The sequence below is a fragment of the Exiguobacterium sp. S3 genome, from assembly GCF_018617295.1.
In the GTDB taxonomy this organism is placed as follows: domain Bacteria; phylum Bacillota; class Bacilli; order Exiguobacteriales; family Exiguobacteriaceae; genus Exiguobacterium; species Exiguobacterium profundum.
This window is the reverse complement of sequence record NZ_JACSJW010000001.1, coordinates 173,831-192,336: the sequence shown is the minus strand read 5'-3', so window position 1 is coordinate 192,336 and position 18,506 is coordinate 173,831. Positions and strand designations below refer to the sequence as shown.

16 protein-coding genes are annotated in these 18,506 nt (G+C 52.2%); 14 read left to right on the top strand and 2 right to left on the bottom strand.

From position 1 onward, the window contains the following. Nucleotides 1-28: 28 nt before the first annotated feature. Together KNO65_RS01055 and KNO65_RS01050 are read right to left on the bottom strand one after the other, a co-directional pair. Nucleotides 29-649 (bottom strand): YesL family protein, encoded by a 621-nt coding sequence (locus tag KNO65_RS01055; protein WP_214781265.1) that lies wholly within the window; start codon nt 647-649, stop codon nt 29-31. Between the two features lie 27 nt (nt 650-676). Continuing rightward, nucleotides 677-1,801, bottom strand: a complete 1,125-nt coding sequence (locus KNO65_RS01050; protein WP_214781264.1) for a GntR family transcriptional regulator — start codon at nt 1,799-1,801, stop codon at nt 677-679. 367 nt (nt 1,802-2,168) lie between these two features. Between KNO65_RS01050 and KNO65_RS01045 the strand changes: the two genes are divergently transcribed. The 14 genes from KNO65_RS01045 (at nt 2,169) to KNO65_RS00980 (ending at nt 18,266) form a co-directional block, all read left to right on the top strand. Then, on the top strand, nt 2,169-3,518 hold the full coding sequence (locus KNO65_RS01045) for an ABC transporter substrate-binding protein (protein WP_214781262.1): 1,350 nt from the start codon (nt 2,169-2,171) through the stop codon (nt 3,516-3,518). 68 nt (nt 3,519-3,586) lie between these two features. After that, the gene (locus tag KNO65_RS01040; RefSeq protein ID WP_021066211.1) at nt 3,587-4,483 is read left to right on the top strand and encodes a carbohydrate ABC transporter permease; all 897 of its coding nucleotides are present in this window, start codon (nt 3,587-3,589) and stop codon (nt 4,481-4,483) included. Between the two features lie 72 nt (nt 4,484-4,555). Next, nucleotides 4,556-5,398 (top strand): carbohydrate ABC transporter permease, encoded by an 843-nt coding sequence (locus tag KNO65_RS01035; RefSeq protein WP_031200025.1) that lies wholly within the window; start codon nt 4,556-4,558, stop codon nt 5,396-5,398. Between the two features lie 68 nt (nt 5,399-5,466). Beyond that, nucleotides 5,467-6,867, top strand: coding sequence for an arabinan endo-1,5-alpha-L-arabinosidase (locus tag KNO65_RS01030; RefSeq protein WP_214781260.1), 1,401 nt, complete (start codon nt 5,467-5,469; stop codon nt 6,865-6,867). A 16-nt stretch (nt 6,868-6,883) separates the two neighbouring features. After that, entirely contained in the window at nt 6,884-8,194 is a 1,311-nt protein-coding gene (locus KNO65_RS01025) for an arabinan endo-1,5-alpha-L-arabinosidase (RefSeq protein ID WP_214781258.1), read from the top strand. A 280-nt stretch (nt 8,195-8,474) separates the two neighbouring features. Next, nucleotides 8,475-10,172, top strand: coding sequence for a ribulokinase (araB, locus tag KNO65_RS01020; protein ID WP_214781256.1), 1,698 nt, complete (start codon nt 8,475-8,477; stop codon nt 10,170-10,172). Then, a complete protein-coding gene (gene araD, locus KNO65_RS01015) occupies nt 10,166-10,864 on the top strand; it encodes an L-ribulose-5-phosphate 4-epimerase (RefSeq protein WP_214781254.1) in 699 nt (232 codons plus the stop codon). Before araB ends, araD begins: the two co-directional genes overlap by 7 nt. A gap of 34 nt (nt 10,865-10,898) precedes the next feature. Then, on the top strand, nt 10,899-12,386 hold the full coding sequence (gene araA / locus KNO65_RS01010) for an L-arabinose isomerase (RefSeq protein ID WP_214781252.1): 1,488 nt from the start codon (nt 10,899-10,901) through the stop codon (nt 12,384-12,386). Nucleotides 12,387-12,430: 44 nt separating this feature from the next. After that, nucleotides 12,431-13,954 carry an alpha-N-arabinofuranosidase gene (locus tag KNO65_RS01005; RefSeq protein WP_214781250.1) on the top strand — a complete coding sequence of 508 codons (1,524 nt, stop codon included), beginning with the start codon at nt 12,431-12,433 and terminating at the stop codon, nt 13,952-13,954. 1 nt (nt 13,955) lies between these two features. Then, the gene (locus KNO65_RS01000) at nt 13,956-14,195 is read left to right on the top strand and encodes a DUF6171 family protein (RefSeq protein ID WP_214781248.1); all 240 of its coding nucleotides are present in this window, start codon (nt 13,956-13,958) and stop codon (nt 14,193-14,195) included. Between the two features lie 15 nt (nt 14,196-14,210). Continuing rightward, nucleotides 14,211-15,215, top strand: a complete 1,005-nt coding sequence (locus KNO65_RS00995) for an aldose epimerase family protein (RefSeq protein WP_214781246.1) — start codon at nt 14,211-14,213, stop codon at nt 15,213-15,215. Continuing rightward, on the top strand, nt 15,212-16,381 hold the full coding sequence (locus KNO65_RS00990; protein WP_214781244.1) for a sn-glycerol-1-phosphate dehydrogenase: 1,170 nt from the start codon (nt 15,212-15,214) through the stop codon (nt 16,379-16,381). Before KNO65_RS00995 ends, KNO65_RS00990 begins: the two co-directional genes overlap by 4 nt. Then, complete coding sequence (locus KNO65_RS00985; RefSeq protein WP_214781242.1) at nt 16,378-17,325, top strand: glycoside hydrolase family 43 protein; 948 nt, start codon at nt 16,378-16,380, stop codon at nt 17,323-17,325. Before KNO65_RS00990 ends, KNO65_RS00985 begins: the two co-directional genes overlap by 4 nt. Further along, nucleotides 17,322-18,266 carry a glycoside hydrolase family 43 protein gene (locus tag KNO65_RS00980; protein ID WP_214781240.1) on the top strand — a complete coding sequence of 315 codons (945 nt, stop codon included), beginning with the start codon at nt 17,322-17,324 and terminating at the stop codon, nt 18,264-18,266. Before KNO65_RS00985 ends, KNO65_RS00980 begins: the two co-directional genes overlap by 4 nt. Nucleotides 18,267-18,506 lie beyond the last annotated feature (240 nt).

Genomic DNA, 18,506 nt, shown 5'->3' with positions numbered 1-18,506 from the left:
TTGTTAAAGTAGATGGAAAAAATCAATATTACGTGGAGTCGATATCGATATGATTATTCGTTATAGTACGATTTAATTGGTGGAGATATAGTTTCGTTTTTAGAAAAACGATGAACGAAAATCCGAACAACAAGTAGAGTGGTGACCGGTACGCGAGCATACCGAGTGCTGTGAACAACAAGAGCGCGAGCGCGACAATATAGCCGTATCGTATGATGCTGAATAACGCCAACTTCAAGGCATCCATCGTCTTCATCTCGTAGTGCGTCAAAATCGGAAACAGGAATAACGACAGGGAGATGAAGACAAATCCAATCACGAACAGACCTGCGAAGAGAATCGTCTGCCCTGTATGGATTTGCCGAATGAGTAAAAAGTCGATCAACAAGACGAATACAAACAATGTCCAGGCTATACCGAGCTTATAATGACGGCACACTCCTTCATTAAAGAAGCGGAAGTAGGCGCGGAACACGCTGTAATCTTGGTTGACCGACCATTGCCTTGTGACGGCATGTAAAGCGTACAAGGCCGGGAACAACGTGATGACAGGCAGAATGCTCAGTAAGAAGACCACGTTCAGTTGCACCAGGCTGGTGACAAATTCGAGCGCTTGGAATAGCTTGTTGTGTTCATGTTTTAAATTCATGAGGACCTCCAAGAAGTTAGCAGAGAATCAGCCTAATTTAGATTCGAGACGGTTATAGGGTGCAGTCGAGTTGCGGACGATCAATTCGGGTTCATACGTATGTGACGGTGGCATCTCTTTTTTCTCGACGGCCGCGATAATCCACTCGGCTGCGGCACGACCCAATTCTTGCTTCGGGTGGATGATCGAAGTCAGTTTAACCTCTGTCGCGACGGCAAGCACCGAGTCGTCATATCCGACGAGTGAGACGTCTTGCGGGACAGAGAGGCGTAGATTTCTCAACTGGTCCAACACGTTAAGGGCGAGTTGGTCGTTATAACAGACGATTGCACTCGGCCGTTCGTCCGTGTTCTCAAAAACTTGATGAATCACGTCATAAAAAGAGGGCACAAGTTCTTCTGTCGTATACGTTATAATTAATTCTGGCTCTAGGGGGAGATTGTATTCCCGGAACGCGCGTATAAAGCCGCGCATCCGATGGACCCCTTGAAGGTCATCTGTTTTGAAAAGTCCCATGATGCGCTCATGGCCAAGTTTGATGAGATGTTCGGCAGCCAAGAACCCGCCCTTCTCGTCATCCATGATCAAATAAGGGGGTGTCAACTGCGAATAGTATTGGTTAATCATCAAATAAGGCGTATGCTGTTGTTCGAGTTCTAAATAATATTTGATGTTCGGATTATAGCTACTGCTCTTCGTCGGCTCGACGATCAACCCATCAATTTGACGATCTAACATCATCTCGAGGCATTGCCGTTCTTTCTCGACGTTGTTATCCGTGCAAGATAAGGTCAATGTATATCCTTTTGAAGCCAAGTGAGATTCAATCCCCCGGATGATAGACGGGAATATATAATCAGACATGTAGGTCGTGATGACACCGATGTTTTTACCGTTGCCTAAACGTTCAATCGCCTGGGGAGCCGAGGTCGGAAGGACCGGGGAGCAATACGTGCCCGAGCCTTGTTCACGGTAAAGATAACCTTCGTTCACTAGTTCTCCTACAGCTTGTCGAATCGTATGACGGCTCACTCCAAATGATTGGACCAATTCATTTTCAGAAGGAATTTTTTCACCTGGTCTTACCGTTCCATCTTTTATCCATTCAAGAATATGATCTTTAACCATATTGTACTTTGTGCGTTGTGCCATCTGGCGTCCCTGCTTTCTCTCGTGTACGTCGAACAACTCATACGTACAAGATATGATCTTACTTCCATATTAACAAACAAATGTACCATTTACTATGAATAAGCAAAAAAATCATCTGAATCTTCTATGAATATGTACGGATGAAATATAAAAATACATAAAAATCAAATTGACATGTCCGAACGTGTGTAATAGACTCAAATTGTACAGAAAACGCTTTCATTACCAATTATATCGGTTTGTTGGCTAGTGAATGTATAGTGTCGTGTGGGCTTCATTATACAGTTTGCTTTTTTATTTAACTCAACATGTACGTACATCTTTATCATGCTTTGCACATGAATATAAATTGATGGAGGAATTCACAATGAATCGTAAATCGAAAAAAATGTTTGCGTTGACGATGTCAGCACTGATGACAACTTCTTTGGCGCTCGCCGGCTGTTCGGGAGACGAGGCAGGCGCTGACGGGAAAGTTGAACTGACATTTATGTTCCGTGGAAATCCAGAAGAGTTAAAAGCCTACCAAGCGACGGTGAAACGTTTTGAAGAAGCCAACAAAGACGTGAAAGTAACGATGGTCCAGACAGCCCCGGATCAGTACGACACGAAACTCAAATCGGCCATCGCAGGTCGCAAAATCCCAGACGTCTTCTTCTATAATCCTGCCCAAGTGAAAGCATACGTAAATTCGGGCGTGCTACTCGATATCACTGAAGCGGTTGAAACTTCAGAAGACGTCAAGTTGGACGACATTTGGGAGAAGGGTGTCGACAAATATCGTTTCGATGGGAAGACGCTCGGAGAAGGCGCGATTTACGGACTACCGAAAGACTTAGGTCCGTTCGCACTCGGCTACAACAAGACGATGTTCGAAGATGCGGGCATCCCGCTTCCGGATAAAGACAAACCATATACATGGGATGAGTTCGTGGACGTAGCCAAACAGTTGACGAAAGACACGAACGGTGACGGGAAGTTGGATCAGTACGGCACTGGCTTCAACGTAAACTGGGCCCTTCAACCGTTCGTCTGGAGTAATGGAGCGGACTGGATCAATGAAGATGGTACGAAAGTGACAATCGATGATCCGAAGTTCATCGAAGCGTTGCAATTCTTCGTCGATCAACAGTTGAAACACGGGATCACACCGTCAATCGGCGAAACACAGACGCTCGACACGTACCAACGTTGGCTGAAAGGTCAGCTCGCCTTCTTCCCAGTCGGACCGTGGGATATGGCAGCATTTAAAGAACAGTTGAAATTCGAGTACGACTTACTTCCATGGCCAGCCGGTTCAACCGGTAAAGCGTCAGGATGGGTGGGGTCACTCGGGATCGGCGTCGGGGCGACGACGAAACATAAAGAAGAAGCGGCAGAGTTGGCGATGTACTTGTCTGCGGACCAAGAAGGGCAACAAGCGCTCGTAGACGCGCAAGTCCAATTGCCGAACAGTATGGAAATCGCAGACAACTGGGCAGCTGATACGTCAATCAAACCAGATAACAAACAAGAGTTCCTTGATTTAATCAACGATTATGGCCGCGGGTTCCCGGCTGAGAAAACATACACGGCAGAATGGTACGACGAGTTCTTCAAAAACATCCAGCCTGTCCTAGACGGTAAAACGTCGGTCGAAGACTATGTGAAGACGGCGCAGCCGAAGATGCAGAAATTGCTCGATGCGGCGATCGAACAAGAGAAACAGGCGAATTGATCAGAGAGTCGTAACGGGGTGGCGATGTTCGCCACCTGCGTCTCTGACGTTGAAAGGATGGAAGGATTATGAAAACAAAATCGATTTCCAAGTTATATCGAACTGAACAGCGGTACGCCTACCTGTTCGTTGCGGCACCGGTCATTGGGTTCTTCCTCTTCGCGTTCGTACCGTTGATGTATTCTGTTTACGGCGCTTTCACGAATTGGAACGGCCTCGGTCAAATGAAATTTATCGGGTTTGAGAACTTCGTTAACTTGTTCCAAGATGAATATTTTTATAAATCAATGTACAACACGCTCTTTATGATGATTGGGATCCCAATCGGAATCGTTCTCGCGCTGCTGCTTGCCCTCGCGTTGAATCGAAAGATTTTTGGGACGGACACGTTCCGCGTGATTTACTACATTCCCGTCATCTCGTCGATTGCCGCCGTCTCGATTTTGTGGCAATGGGCGTATAACGGGGACTACGGATTGGTCAACCAATTCCTGGCTTTGATCGGGATCGACGGGCCAAACTGGCTCCAAAACACCGATACTGTCAAACCCGCGCTCATCCTCATGGCGATTTGGAAAGGGCTCGGCTACACGATGCTCCTTTACTTGGCGGCGCTCCAAAGTGTCCCGAAATCATTTTATGAGGCAGCGAAACTCGATGGAGCCAACGCGTGGCAAAGCTTTTGGCATATCACGCTCCCGATGGTCAAACCGGTCACGTTCTTCATCATCGTGACGAACATCATCGGAGGAGCGCAAATCTTCACGGAAATCAACGTCATGACACCAACCGGGGGTCCTGAGTACTCGTCTGCCTCTGCGGTCTTCTACATTTGGCAAAAATCGTTCGGGAACTTCCAACTCGGTTACGCTTCGGCGATGGCGCTCGTCCTCGGGCTCTTCATTTTCATCGTCACGTTGCTCCAATTCCGGATGAATGAAAAATCATCGTTCGATCTTGATTGAGCGATTCGTGTATAGGAAAGGAGAATGACCATGCAATTAGCTCTCTCACGGAAAAAAGAGAACGTGGAAACGATGTCGGTGAAGAAGAAGGACCGAATCACGGATTTCTTCATCTTTATCTTCCTGTCCATCGGAGCGGTCGTCATGATCGCGCCGCTGCTCTGGATGGTATCGACGTCGCTAAAATCAAAAGAGGATGTGTTCGCGCTCCCTCCGGTATGGATCCCGACCGATATTTCGTTTAGCAAGTACACGGAAATTTGGAGCATGGGCCCGCTGTTATCGGGGATATCGAACAGTTTGATCGTCGCATTATCCGTCACGATCGTCGGAACGTTCACGTCGAGCTTGGCGGCATTCGCCTTCGCGAAGTTGAACTTCAGAGGCAAGAATAAAATCTTCCTCCTTTTGTTCGCTTCTGTCATGATCCCGTACCCGGTGCTCATGATTCCCCAGTTCATGATGTTCTCGAGCATCGGCTGGGTGGATACGCTGTTACCGTTGATCGTGCCTGGACTGTTCGGGAATATTTTCATGATTTTCTTCTTGCGCCAATTTTTGAACAGCATCCCGAACTCGATTATCGAGGCGGCCAAGATTGATGGCTGCTCGTACTTCCAAATCTTCTATAAGATTATCTTCCCATTGATCAAGCCGGCCGTGGCCGCGCAATTGATTCTTTGGTTCATGGCAATCTGGAACGACTACCTCGGGCCGATTCTGTATTTGAACTCGCCGGAGAAACAGACGCTTCAACTTGTCATCGCGAACTTTAACGCATCTTATGCAATTCAAAGTGATTATCCGTTAATCATGGCCGCGTCCGTCGTGGCGTTACTCCCGATGTTAATCGTCTTTATGATCTTCCAAAAACAGATCATCGAGTCGATTGCGATTTCTGGTGTGAAGGGCTGAGGTGTGACAAGACAGAGGCACCCGTCTTTTTTAGGCGGGTGCCTTTTTGATGGAGGAAGGAGATTGACATGAAAAAAATAATGGTCTGGATGGCGTTGCTCATTGTCGCGGTCGGAGGTGTTTTCTTATGGCAGACGACGAGTGCGTCAATCGATGAGTCGGTACTCCCGAAAGCGCCGTTTGATCAAAAGGTGGAAGATGTGATGCCAGACGTGCTCAACAAAGAGAGCGAGTGGACGACGAACTTTACGCATGACGGGGCAATCTTTAAAGATGGTGACACGTACTACGTTTTCTCGACGGATTACATGGTGGGTGGTCCTCCGACGCCCGGTATTCAAATTCGTAAATCGACCGATCTCATTCACTGGGAGTTCGTCGGCCGTGTGTTCGATCGAGTGTCTGAAGAGGCGTTCGCTTGGACCGGTGGGAATACGTTCTGGGCCCCGGCGATCACAAAAATCGGAGATCGGTTCCACTTGTACTATTCCGTATCAGGGGTCGGGAGCCGCACGTCGTACATCGGGCTAGCGACCGCGTCAACGATCGAAGGGCCTTGGGAAGACGAGGGCGCCGTCGTGACGTCGAAAGACGGGGATGGGGGTGTCGCCAATGCGATTGACCCTCATGTGACGCAAGATGCGTCAGGCAAATGGTGGATGACGTATGGGTCGTACTTTGGTGGGATCTTTTTGACGGAGATTGATCCAGGCACTGGGAAGCGAGTGGACGAATCGTCAGAGGGAACGTTGCTCGCCAAACGAAAAGACATGTCGATGGGCATCGAAGGACCGGAAATCTTGTATAACGACGAGACAGGTTATTACTACTTGATGGTGTCGTATGGTTGGTTAGAAGATACGTACAACGTCCGGATCGGTCGCTCGAAGTCAATCGCGGGACCGTACGTCGACTCGCGTGGTCGCGACTTACGGGACGAATCGGATGAGTCATTTGATACGGGCGTGAAAATCGTGGGTTCGTATCGTTTCGAAGGAGATGACGGATACGTCGGGACCGGGCATTCGGCATTTTTACAAGACGGGACTGACACGTTCGTGTTGCATCAGGCGCGACCGAATGAAGACATCTATTGGTCACAGTTGCACGTCCGAAAAGTGTATTGGACGAAAGACGGTTGGCCGGTCGTCTCGCCCGAGCGCTATGCAGGTGAAGGAGACGTCGAGGTCGACGACGCCCATTTGGTCGGGGACTGGGACGTCATCACGTTCCCGCGATTCGACGATGGACAGCAAGCCTCGAGCACGTTGACGTTGGAACGAGGCGGGAAGCTCGAAAACGGGGACGGGTCTTGGCGATTGAACGGGTCGATCCTCGAGGTCGAAGTCGGACAAGAGACGTATGAGACGCAAGTCGGTGCGGCTTGGGACTGGGAGAATTGGCAACCGACGATCATCTTCACAGGTCTGAGCGAGGACGGCACCGCCGTATGGGGCAAAAAACGATAAAAGGAGAAACGGAAACATGCAAAAAATGAACGGTCCGAAACGAGAAGAACGTTATCTGCTAGAGCGATTGACGAACGAAACGATGTGGGGCACGCACAACGCCCACGATCCCGCCTCGATCAAAGTCGGGGACTGGTATTACGTGTTCTCGACGGATGCAGTCCACGGGCATCAAATCAACGGGGGGATTCAAGTGCGCCGCTCAAAGGATTTGATCCATTGGGAATACGTCGGCTTGGCGTTTGAAGAACTTCCGCACGAGGCTGTGGAATGGACGGGGGCGCCGGGGCTTTGGGCGCCGGAAGTTGTGTTCATGGGTGGTCGTTACGTCATGTACTATGCGGCTTCACAGTTCGGGCAGACGCAGTCCTATATCGGTGTCGCCAGTGCGGAAACGATAGACGGACCGTGGCAGGATCACGGGCTCGTCGTGAAGAGCGAGGCTGGGACGTCAGGACCGAACGCGATCGATCCAAATATTACGTTCGATGCGCATGGAGAACCTTGGCTCGTCTACGGTAGCTTCTTCGGTGGGCTGTACGTGTTCCCAATCGATCCGGAGACCGGGAAGAAACGTCCGGGGAGTGAGGAGACGTTGATTGCGAAACGTCACCAAAGCGTTGAAGGGGCAATCGAGGGACCGTATATCGTCTATCGGGAGGCGGATCGCCATTATTACTTGTTCGTCTCGTACGACTCCCTATTCAAGGACTATCATATCCGTGTGGCCCGCTCGACTTCGATCACCGGACCGTACGTCGATTTTGATGGGAACGTCATGACCGACCTCGAAATCGACTCCCAACAAGTCGGCATGAAGATTTTAGGGGGCTATCGGTTCGGGGCTGGGGAAGGTTGGGTCGGTCCCGGTCATAACTCCGTCTTGCATGACGGGGACAAGGATTATCTCGTCCATCACGTCAGAGGTGAGCAGGACCCGCACTGGCACGAACTGCATATCCGCAAAATCATCTGGACGGAATCGGGCTGGCCGCTCGTATCTCCGCAACGATATGCCGGGGAAGAAGAACGGCCCATCGAGATGGAGGAACTCTTCGGGGAGTGGGAGTGGATCTACATGGACCGGACGAAACATGACGTCCTGCCTTCAAGTAAGATTCAACTTCTAGCGGACGGGACTTTCGTGACAGAGTATGGCGAACGAGGCCGTTATGAGAAGCCGACGGATACGACCATCAAACTCTACGGTCCTGAAAGGATTACTTGGCATATGTTACCGGGCTGGGACTGGGAGAATTGGCGAGAGACGCTCGTGTTCGCGGGATTGTCTGACCGAGGGCACGTTTTTATCGGCAAACGACTGTAAATATCCGTACAACTTATCGCAGTCTCTTAAAAGATGAGTGTCACAGTTTTTTCAGAACTCACGCAAAAATGTTCAGATAAAATGTTGAAAACAGTTGATTAATTTAAAATAGTTGATACAATCAAGGTGTAAGTTATACGTACAACTTGATTGTATCTTTTTGTTTTCTGTACGAATCAGACATGTTATTTGAATAGTTGTACGGATGAAAAGACAAGAGTGCCCACACACTTTATTTTTTTCATCCTATATGTAAGCGCATTCTTTTGAAGGTAGGGTGATGAATATGGCCAACTATACAATCGGCGTCGACTACGGGACGCAATCAGGACGTGCGGTCCTCGTCGACGTAGCGACAGGTCGAGAAGTGGCGACCGCGGTCAAACCGTACACACATGGCGTCATGGATGAATATTTACCGGACGGGGTGACCCGTCTCGAGCATGATTGGGCACTCCAACATCCGCAAGACTATTTAGAAGTATTAGAACTTACGATCCCGGCCGTCGTGAAAGAGGCGGGGATCATGCCGGACCAAGTTGTTGGACTCGGCATCGATTTCACAGCCTGCACGATCTTACCGATTGACGAACACTTGAACCCGCTTTGTTTCCGTGAGGAGCATCAACAAAACCCGCACAGCTACGTGAAGCTTTGGAAGCACCACGCCGCGCAAGACGAGGCGGACGAGTTGAACCGCATCGCAGCGGAGCGGGGCGAAGACTTCTTGAAACGATACGGCGGGAAAATCTCATCGGAGTGGATGATCCCGAAAGTGTGGCAAATCCTGAACGAAGCACCAGCAATCTATGAAGCGGCGGACCAGATTCTAGAAGCGACGGATTGGGTCGTCTCCCAGATGACAGGTCGTGTCGTTCGGAACAGTTGCACAGCTGGATATAAAGCCATTTGGCATAAACAAGACGGCTACCCGTCAAACGAGTTCTTTAAAGCGCTCGATCCGCGGCTAGAGAACGTTGTCGAAGAGAAACTAACGCGCGACATCGCGCCAATCGGGTCCAAGGCGGGTGAACTGACAGAGGCGTTCGCCGCGCGAATCGGACTCCTTCCAGGCACGGCCGTCGCGGTCGCGAACGTCGACGCCCACGTGGCGGTACCGGCTGTCGGAATCGCCGAACCGGGCAAGATGCTGATGGTCATGGGCACATCGACGTGCCATATCCTACTCGGTAAAGACGAACAAGTCGTCCCAGGCATGTGCGGTGTCGTCGAAGACGGTGTCATCCCGGGATTGATGGGCTATGAAGCTGGCCAATCGTGTGTCGGGGACCATTTTGAATGGTTCACCGAGACGTGTGTCCCAGGACATTACGTCGAAGAGGCCGCCTTGAAAGGTATCGGCATCCATCAGTTGTTGACGGAGAAAGCAGCCCGGCAACGTGTCGGGGAGAGCGGTCTCATCGCCCTCGACTGGTGGAACGGGAACCGATCGACGCTCGTCGATACGAATCTGACGGGTGTCCTCCTCGGAGCGACATTGCTCACGAAACCAGAAGACATTTACCGGGCATTGATTGAAGCGACGGCGTATGGGACACGGACGATTGTGGAAGCGTTCCGGAACAGCGGTGTCCCTGTGCATGAAGTATATGCAGCCGGCGGAATCGCCGAGAAGAACGCACTCATGATGCAAATCTATGCGGACGTGTTGAACATGGAAATCAAAATCTCCGCCTCCTCGCAAACGCCTGCCCTCGGGTCGGCCATGTTCGGGGCGGTGGCGGCCGGTGCGGAGCGAGGCGGTTACGCCACGATCACGGAAGCGGCAGCGAAGATGGGCCGTGTCAAAGAAGAGACGTACAAGCCGATCCCGGAAAACGTCGCGACGTATGATGCTCTGTTCGTCGAATACACGAAACTATACGACTACTTCGGTCGCGGTGAAAACGATGTGATGAAACACTTGAAAAAAATCAAAGCCGAAGCGTCACGCGTGAAGGAGGAGCCGGTATGGTAAGCCGTCATTTGAAGGAAGCCGTGCTCGAAGCGAACTTGGCCCTCCCGCAACACGGCTTGGTCACCTTCACATGGGGCAACGTCAGTGGCATCGACCGGAACGCCGGATTGGTCGTCATCAAGCCGAGCGGTGTCCCTTACGAACGATTGACCGTGGAAGACATGGTCGTCGTCGATTTGGAAGGTAACGTCGTCGAAGGCGAGCTTCGCCCCTCATCAGACACACCGACCCATCTCGCGCTCTATCGATCTCTCCCTGAGATTGGCGGGGTCGTGCATACCCATTCGCCATGGGCGACGAGCTGGGCACAGGCGAAGCGGGCGATCCCGGCGTTCGGAACGACACACGCCGATTACTTTTATGGCGAGATTCCGTGCACTCGAGAATTGACAGACGAAGAGATCGCAACGGCGTATGAGCTCGAGACCGGCCACGTCATTTTAGAGACGCTTGACCAGTTAATGCTCGAAGCAGTCGCCGTGCCGGGCGTGCTCGTGGCCAATCACGCACCGTTCTGCTGGGGCAAAGACGCGAATGAGGCGGTCCACAATGCGGTCGTCCTCGAGGAAGTCGCGAAGATGGGACTTCACGCCTTGAACTTGAACCCTGGCCTGACACCGATTAAACAGAGCATCTTAGATAAACACTATTTGCGAAAACATGGGGCGAACGCATACTACGGCCAAAAATGACCGGAACTTCGCCCTCACATTAGGGGGACTTTGGATGTTGACAGCAAAAACATATGAATTTTGGTTCGTGACAGGAAGCCAAATGCTTTACGGCGAAGACGTGCTTCGGAAAGTGGAGGATCATTCAAAAGAGATGGTGGCTGGACTTGATGCGGCCGACGTCTTCAGCGACCGGATCGTCTTCAAGGGCGTCGTCAAAAATGCAGAAGAGATCCGTCAGATGATGCTTCAGGCGAATGCGGACGACTCATGTGCGGGCGTGATCACCTGGATGCACACGTTTTCGCCATCGAAGATGTGGATCAGTGGCATGCGCGTCCTACAAAAACCGTTGCTCCATTTCGGGACACAGTTCAATCGCGACATCCCTTGGGATGCGATCGATATGGACTTCATGAACTTGAACCAATCGGCGCACGGCGACCGGGAACACGGATTTATCACGAGCCGGATGAACGTCAAACGCAAAGTGCTCGTCGGGCACTGGGAAGACGAGACGACACGCGGCAAGATGGCGAGCTGGATGAAAGTCGCTCATGCGTTGGCCGAAAGCAAAGTGTTAAAAGTGGCTCGTTTCGGTGACAACATGCGCAACGTCGCCGTGACGGAAGGCGATAAAGTCGAAGCGCAGATCCGCCTCGGTTGGACGGTGGACGGATATGGTGTCGGTGATCTCGTCGCATATATGGACGCCGTGACAGACACAAATCTCGATGCGCTGATGGACGAATACACGTCTCGTTACGAGCTGATGAACAAAGGGATGGCAGAAGGGGAGTTCCTCGACTCGGTCCGTTACCAGGGTCGCATCGAACTCGGTATGAAAGCCTTCCTCGAGGCAGGCGGCTATACCGCCTTCACGACGACGTTCGAAGATTTGCACGGCATGAAGCAGTTGCCGGGTCTCGCCGTCCAACGCTTGATGGAGCAAGGCTATGGCTTTGCCGGAGAAGGTGACTGGAAGACCGCCGCGTTGGTCCGTCTCATGAAAATCATGGCGAACAACGAACGGACCTCGTTCATGGAAGATTACACGTACCACTTCGAGCCGGGCAACGAGATGGTGCTTGGCGCCCACATGTTGGAGATTTGTCCGACGATCGCGGTCGATCAACCAAGAATCGAAGTCCATCCGCTCGGTATCGGCGACCGGGAAGCACCGGCCCGGATCGTCTTTGAAGGACAGAGCGGCAAGGCGTTGAACGCGAGTATCATTGATCTCGGCCATCGCTTCCGTCTCCTCGTCAACACGGTCGAAGGCATTCAGCCGGAAGAGGCGATGCCGAACTTGCCGGTCGCACGCGTTCTTTGGAAAACAGAACCTTCGATGGCGCAAGCTGTCGAAAACTGGATTCAAGCCGGTGGGGCGCACCACACCTGCTATTCGTATGAAGTGACGACCGACCAACTACGGGACTTCGCGGAAATGCTCGACGTTGAAATCGCTGTCATCGATGCCAAGACGGAGACGGTCCAATTTAACAACGAACTACGTTGGAATGAACTTTACTATCGACCATAATCTAAAGGGCCACTTCGTTGGCCCTTCTTCATGGAGGAGATACAATGAACAACCAACTCATCAAACCGACGCACGTGACGACAGGGACGACACAGCTCATCGTCAATGCCGACTTAACCAAAGGGACGATCAGCAAGCACATTTATGGTCATTTCGCCGAGCATTTAGGTCGTTGTATTTATGAAGGGCTCTGGGTCGGTCCTGAGTCGCCGATTCCAAACACGGATGGCATTCGCAACGACGTGCTCGCCGCCTTGAAGAAATTGAACATCCCGGTCCTCCGTTGGCCGGGCGGCTGTTTTGCCGACGAGTACCACTGGAAGGACGGGGTCGGTCCGAACGAGAACCGAAAACGGATGGTCAACACGCATTGGGGCGGGGTCGTCGAAAACAACCACTTCGGTACGCATGAATTCATGCGCCTCTGTGAGCTGCTCGAGTGTGAACCGTACATCTGTGGGAACGTCGGAAGCGGAACGGTGCAAGAAATGTCGGAATGGGTGGAGTACATGACGTTCGGTGGCGAGTCACCGATGTCGAACTGGCGACAAGAGAACGGCCGGACCGAGCCGTGGGAACTCACGTACTTTGGCGTCGGGAATGAGAACTGGGGCTGCGGCGGTAACATGCGCCCTGAATATTACGCGGACCTGTATCGCCGCTACCAGACGTACGTCCGCAACTACGACGGCAATAAACTCTATAAAATCGCCGGTGGGGCGAACATCGACGACTATAAATGGACAGAGGTCCTGATGCGGGAAGCAGGGACGATGATGGACGGGCTCAGCCTCCATTACTACACGATCCCAGGTGACTTCTGGTTGGGCAAAGGCTCGGCTCTCGATTTCACGGAGGAGGAATGGTTCATCACGTTGAAGCGCGCCCTCCATATGGACGAGTTGATCACGAAACACGGCCAGATCATGGACCAGTATGACCCAGAAAAACGTGTCGCCTTGATCGTCGACGAGTGGGGCACGTGGTTCGATGTGGAGCCGGGGACGAACCCAGGTTTCTTGTATCAACAAAACTCGATTCGGGATGCACTCGTGGCTGCGGTCCACTTCAACATCTTCCATAACCATAACGACCGCGTTCATATGGCGAACATCGCTCAAATGGTCAACGTGTTGCAGGCGATGATTTTGACAGAAGAAGACCGATTCATCCTCACGCCGACATACCATGTGTTCGAGATGTACAGCGTCCACCAAGACGCCGAACGCGTCGAACTCGCCGCGCACACACGTAACTATGTGGCCAAAGATGAAGCCATCCCGGCCGTGAACGCCACCGCTTCGCGAAATGCGGAAGGTGTGCTCCACATCAGCCTCTGCCAACTCGACCACGAGCAAGGCGATACGGTCGAAATCGATTTACGGGGAATCGGCGCCATCTCTGTCGTGTCGGCCCGGATTTTGACGGCAGACCATTTGAACGCCCACAATACGTTCGAACAACCTGACCTCGTTTCACCACGGGACCATGACGTGACCGTCACGGAAGACGGCAAGCTCGTCCTCGACGTGCCAGCGATGAGCGTCATCACCATCGCGGTCCGCTGAGATGACAGTGGCGAAGACGCGGCGATGTCGGACCTGTCCACCGCAAACGACAGATCATGACTGGCTGTTGACCATCGATGCGGAAGTCATGGAGCAGGTGTCGGATACGGAATATGAGGCACGCCTCACCCATTGCGCGGCTTGCCCGTTCCAGCAACAAAATACTTGCTTGAAATGTGGGTGTTACGTCTCGTATCGGGCACGACTCGCGACGAAGTACTGCCCAGTGAACGTTTGGTAAAAAGGAGTGGATGTCATGAAGCGGCAACTAGAAACAGCGATTGACGAGTCGACAATCACGCTCGAGAACGATGTGTATCGATTGAACATATTGACTTACGGAGCGACGTTGCAAGAATTTTCGATTCAGGATGACGGCTGGAAAAATATCGTCTTGTCGTACGACACAGTCGAGGCGTACATGCAGGACACGTATTATTTGGGTGCGACGATCGGACGGGTCGCCGGACGGATCGACCAGAGTACGTTCGACCTGGATGGCGTGACGTATCACGTGCCTGCGAATGAAGGTGTCCATCACCTTCATGGCGGAGAAGGGTTGCACCGTCGCGTCTGGACGGTCGAACAGAGGACGTCCGACCGTGTGACGCTTCATTGCGTCAGTCTGGACGGAGAGAACGGATATCCCGGGACACTCGATGTCCGCGCCACGTTCGAACTGGCCGACCACGGCGTCACCATCACATACGAGGCGACCTCTGATCAAGATACGGTGTGTGATTTGACGAACCATACGTATTTCAACTTGAGCGGAGGTGAGCGGGACATCTTGAAGCATGAGCTTACGTTGTCCGCCGACACGTTCGCTGAGCTGCGGGATGATTTGATTCCGACGGGTCGCTTGCTTGAAGTCGATCAGACAGCGTTTGATTTCCGGTCTGGTCGTGTCTTGGCGGAGGGTCTCGAGTCAACCCATCCACAAAACGAATTGGTCAACGGCTATGACCATCCGTTCGTCTTCGCGGAGCGACGGGAAGCGAGACTATATGAGCGAGAGTCACAGCGAGAGTTGACGATCTCGACGACGGCCCCGGCCATCATCCTCTATTCGGGCAATCAGATGAACGAGACGACTTCATTGCGTGAAGGGACGTCGAGACGTCACTACGGCGTCTGTCTGGAACCGCAACACCTCCCTGATGCGGTTCACCACGAAACGTTCCCGTCGATTCGCTTGAAGGCGGGAGACACGTACCGTTGGCAAACGACGTACCGCGTCGAGACAGGAGTCAGCCGATGAACCTCGAACAGATTAACGAACACGTTCAAGCTTGTGATTGCGGGAACCCCCATCACGCGATCACGATTGAACGGATGGTCGCGTCCGAACACGTCTGGGTCGAATTGGCTGCGTTCGTCCACGAAAAAGAGTGGAACCGTCTCCTCGTCGTCGCCGACATGAATACCGAGCGCGTCGGGTTTCTCCCGCTACGAGAAGCCTTGATTGATATCGGAGTTGATGTGTCGCTCGTCTCGCTTCAAGCGGATGAGCAAGGCGACGTGTTGGCGGAGGAGCGCTCGGTCGTACAAGTATTGCTTCAACAAGATGAAACCGTCGACGCGCTCATTGCGCTAGGTGCCGGCACGATTCATGACGTCACCCGGTTCTGTGCGGCCAAAACGAAAGTGCCGTTCATCTCAGTGCCGACCGCGCCGTCAGTGGACGGCTTCACGTCGAAAGGGGCACCTCTCATTGTGAGAGGCAAGAAAATCACGTACCAGCTCATTTCTCCGATTGCGGTGTTCGTCCCGAGTCAGGTGATTCGGAAGGCGCCGGACGCGTTGATCGCGGCCGGGGTCGGCGATATGCTCGGGAAATACACGTCTTTGTTGGACTGGCGGTTCGGAGCATTTGACGGCGCTGAACCGTTTTGTCCGGGCGTCGCATCACTGACGGAACAGGCGTTACAATCGTGTGTGGACGCCTTGCCTGCCATCTATAAACGAGACGCGGACGGGTTGGATCAACTGATGGAGTCGTTACTATTGTCCGGAGTCGCCATGTTGATTTTCGGTCATTCGCATCCAGCTTCTGGTGGTGAGCATCACTTGTCCCACTATTGGGAGATGGACTTCATCGCCAACCATCGTCCGGCGGTCCTCCATGGAACGAAAGTCGCCATCGCCATGATGGAACTTATCGATGCCTATAAAACAATGATGCTTGAATGGTCCGACACGCCGGGCGCGCTACGGGCGTGGACCGAGCAGATGCCGACGCGGCAAGAGCTCGAACACTTCTTCCACGCGTTACAGGCACCGCTGCGGCCGGACGAGATCGGGGTCTCCTCGCTCCTGTTGGCGAGTAGCAAGAGAGAGGCGTACCGTTTGAGAGAACGACACACACTGTTAAAACATATGAGTTTGAACCGAACAGAATCTGAGATAGGGGAGCGTTCTTTATGAGAGAGACGATCACGAATCCGTTAGTGGAACAACGAGCGGACCCATGGATCATGCGCCATACAGATGGCTATTATTACTTCACGGCCTCGTTGCCGGACTTCACGGGCATCCCGCTCCGTCGGGCGAAGACGCTCGCGGCTTTGACCGAGGCGGAAGAACGAGTCGTCTGGACCAAACGTGAGACGGGCATCATGAGTGCGAACATCTGGGCCCCGGAATTACATCATATCCAAGGGAAATGGTACCTCTATTTCGCGGCCGCGCGAGAAGATCACATCTTCGATCATCGGATGTATGTGCTCGAGAACAGCTCGGCGAATCCGCTCGAAGGGGAATGGGTCGAAAAAGGACAGGTCCGGACTTGGTGCGAATCGTTCGCGCTTGATGCGACGATGTTCGAGCACGAGGGGCGCCTTTATTATGTGTGGGCCCAAAAAGACCCGGCCATCGATGGTAACTCGAACCTCTACATCTCGGAGATGGAGAATCCGTGGACGCTCACAGGGCCACAGACGATGATTGCGACGCCGGAGTATGACTGGGAGAAGATTGGGTTCCTCGTGAACGAAGGCCCGGCCGTCTTGAAACGGAAAGGCCACATCTACATCACGTTCTCTGCGAGTGCGACGGACCATCACTACTGCATGGGCCTTCTGCGCGCTAGGGTGACGAGCGATTTATTGGACGCGGCGAGTTGGACGAAGCATCCCGAACCGGTCTTTGGAACCGATGAAGCGGCGAGTCAGTATGGACCGGGCCACAACAGTTTTACGACATTAGAAGACGGGACAGACATACTCGTCTACCACGCCCGCAACTATAAAGAAATTGTCGGGGACCCGCTTTGGGACCCGAATCGACATACGCGTGTCCAACCGTTCATATGGGATGAAGCCGGTCCTGTGTTTGGCCGACCGATACGTGACGAGGAGGTAGTAAGATGAACCAAGTAGAGGATCGACATTTGATTTTAGAACAGCGGGCCGACCCATGGGTCTACTTGCATACGGATGGCTATTACTACTTCACGGCGTCGGTGCCTGAGTATGACTTGATTGAGTTACGCCGCGCCAAGTCGCTTCAAGCGCTTCGGACGGCGGAGCCGGTGATCGCATGGGTCAAACACGAGACAGGCCCGATGAGCGACTTGATTTGGGCTCCTGAACTGCATTACATTCACGGCAAGTGGTACCTCTATTTTGCGGCCGCAAAGTCGCGGGGCATCGTCAACGGTCTGTTCGACCACCGCATGTTCGTATTGGAGAACGAATCGGCAAATCCGCTCGAAGGGGAATGGGCCGAAAAAGGCCAAATTCAGACCGAGTGGGATTCATTCGCACTCGATGCAACCGTGTTTGATCATAAAGGGACTCACTATTTGGTGTGGGCTCAAAAAGATCCGGCCATCGAGGGGAACTCTAATTTATACATCGCCGAACTCGAAAATCCATGGACGATCAAATTGCCGCAAGTCATGCTGACGAAGCCTGAGTATGATTGGGAGACACGTGGTTTCCTCGTCAATGAGGGGGCGGCTGTATTGAAGCGAAACGGCCACATCTTCATCACGTATTCGGCGAGTGCGACCGATGAGAATTACTGCATGGGTATGTTGTGCGCCTCGGACGACGCTGATGTGTTAAACCCGGCATCGTGGTCGAAATCGTTCCGACCGGTGTTCCAGACGAATGTAGACGTAAGTCAATTTGGTCCCGGTCACAACAGTTTTTCCGTGAACGAAAAAGGAGAAGACGTTCTGATTTACCATGCTCGGACGTATACGGAAATCGAAGGGGACCCACTCTACGATCCGAACCGTCATACGCGTGCACAAGTGTTCACGTGGAATGAAGAAGGGCGCCCGGAGTTTGGGTCTCCTCAATGAGAAATAAAACCATTTAAGTGATTGATGTCATATCTTATCATTCAGAGAATATATGCACAAAGCAGGTTGATAAACATAATTTTTAACCAATATAAATGATGTTTAAGTAAGTGTAATTGCCGGCCAACAGATACATTTGTCGACAATTTTACTTACTTGTTTGAGGAGAAATTGGAGATGTTCCCAGATTTTTTCCGGACTCTCAAGGTAGCTGTCGAGCTCTTGTCCTATTTAGTCCGA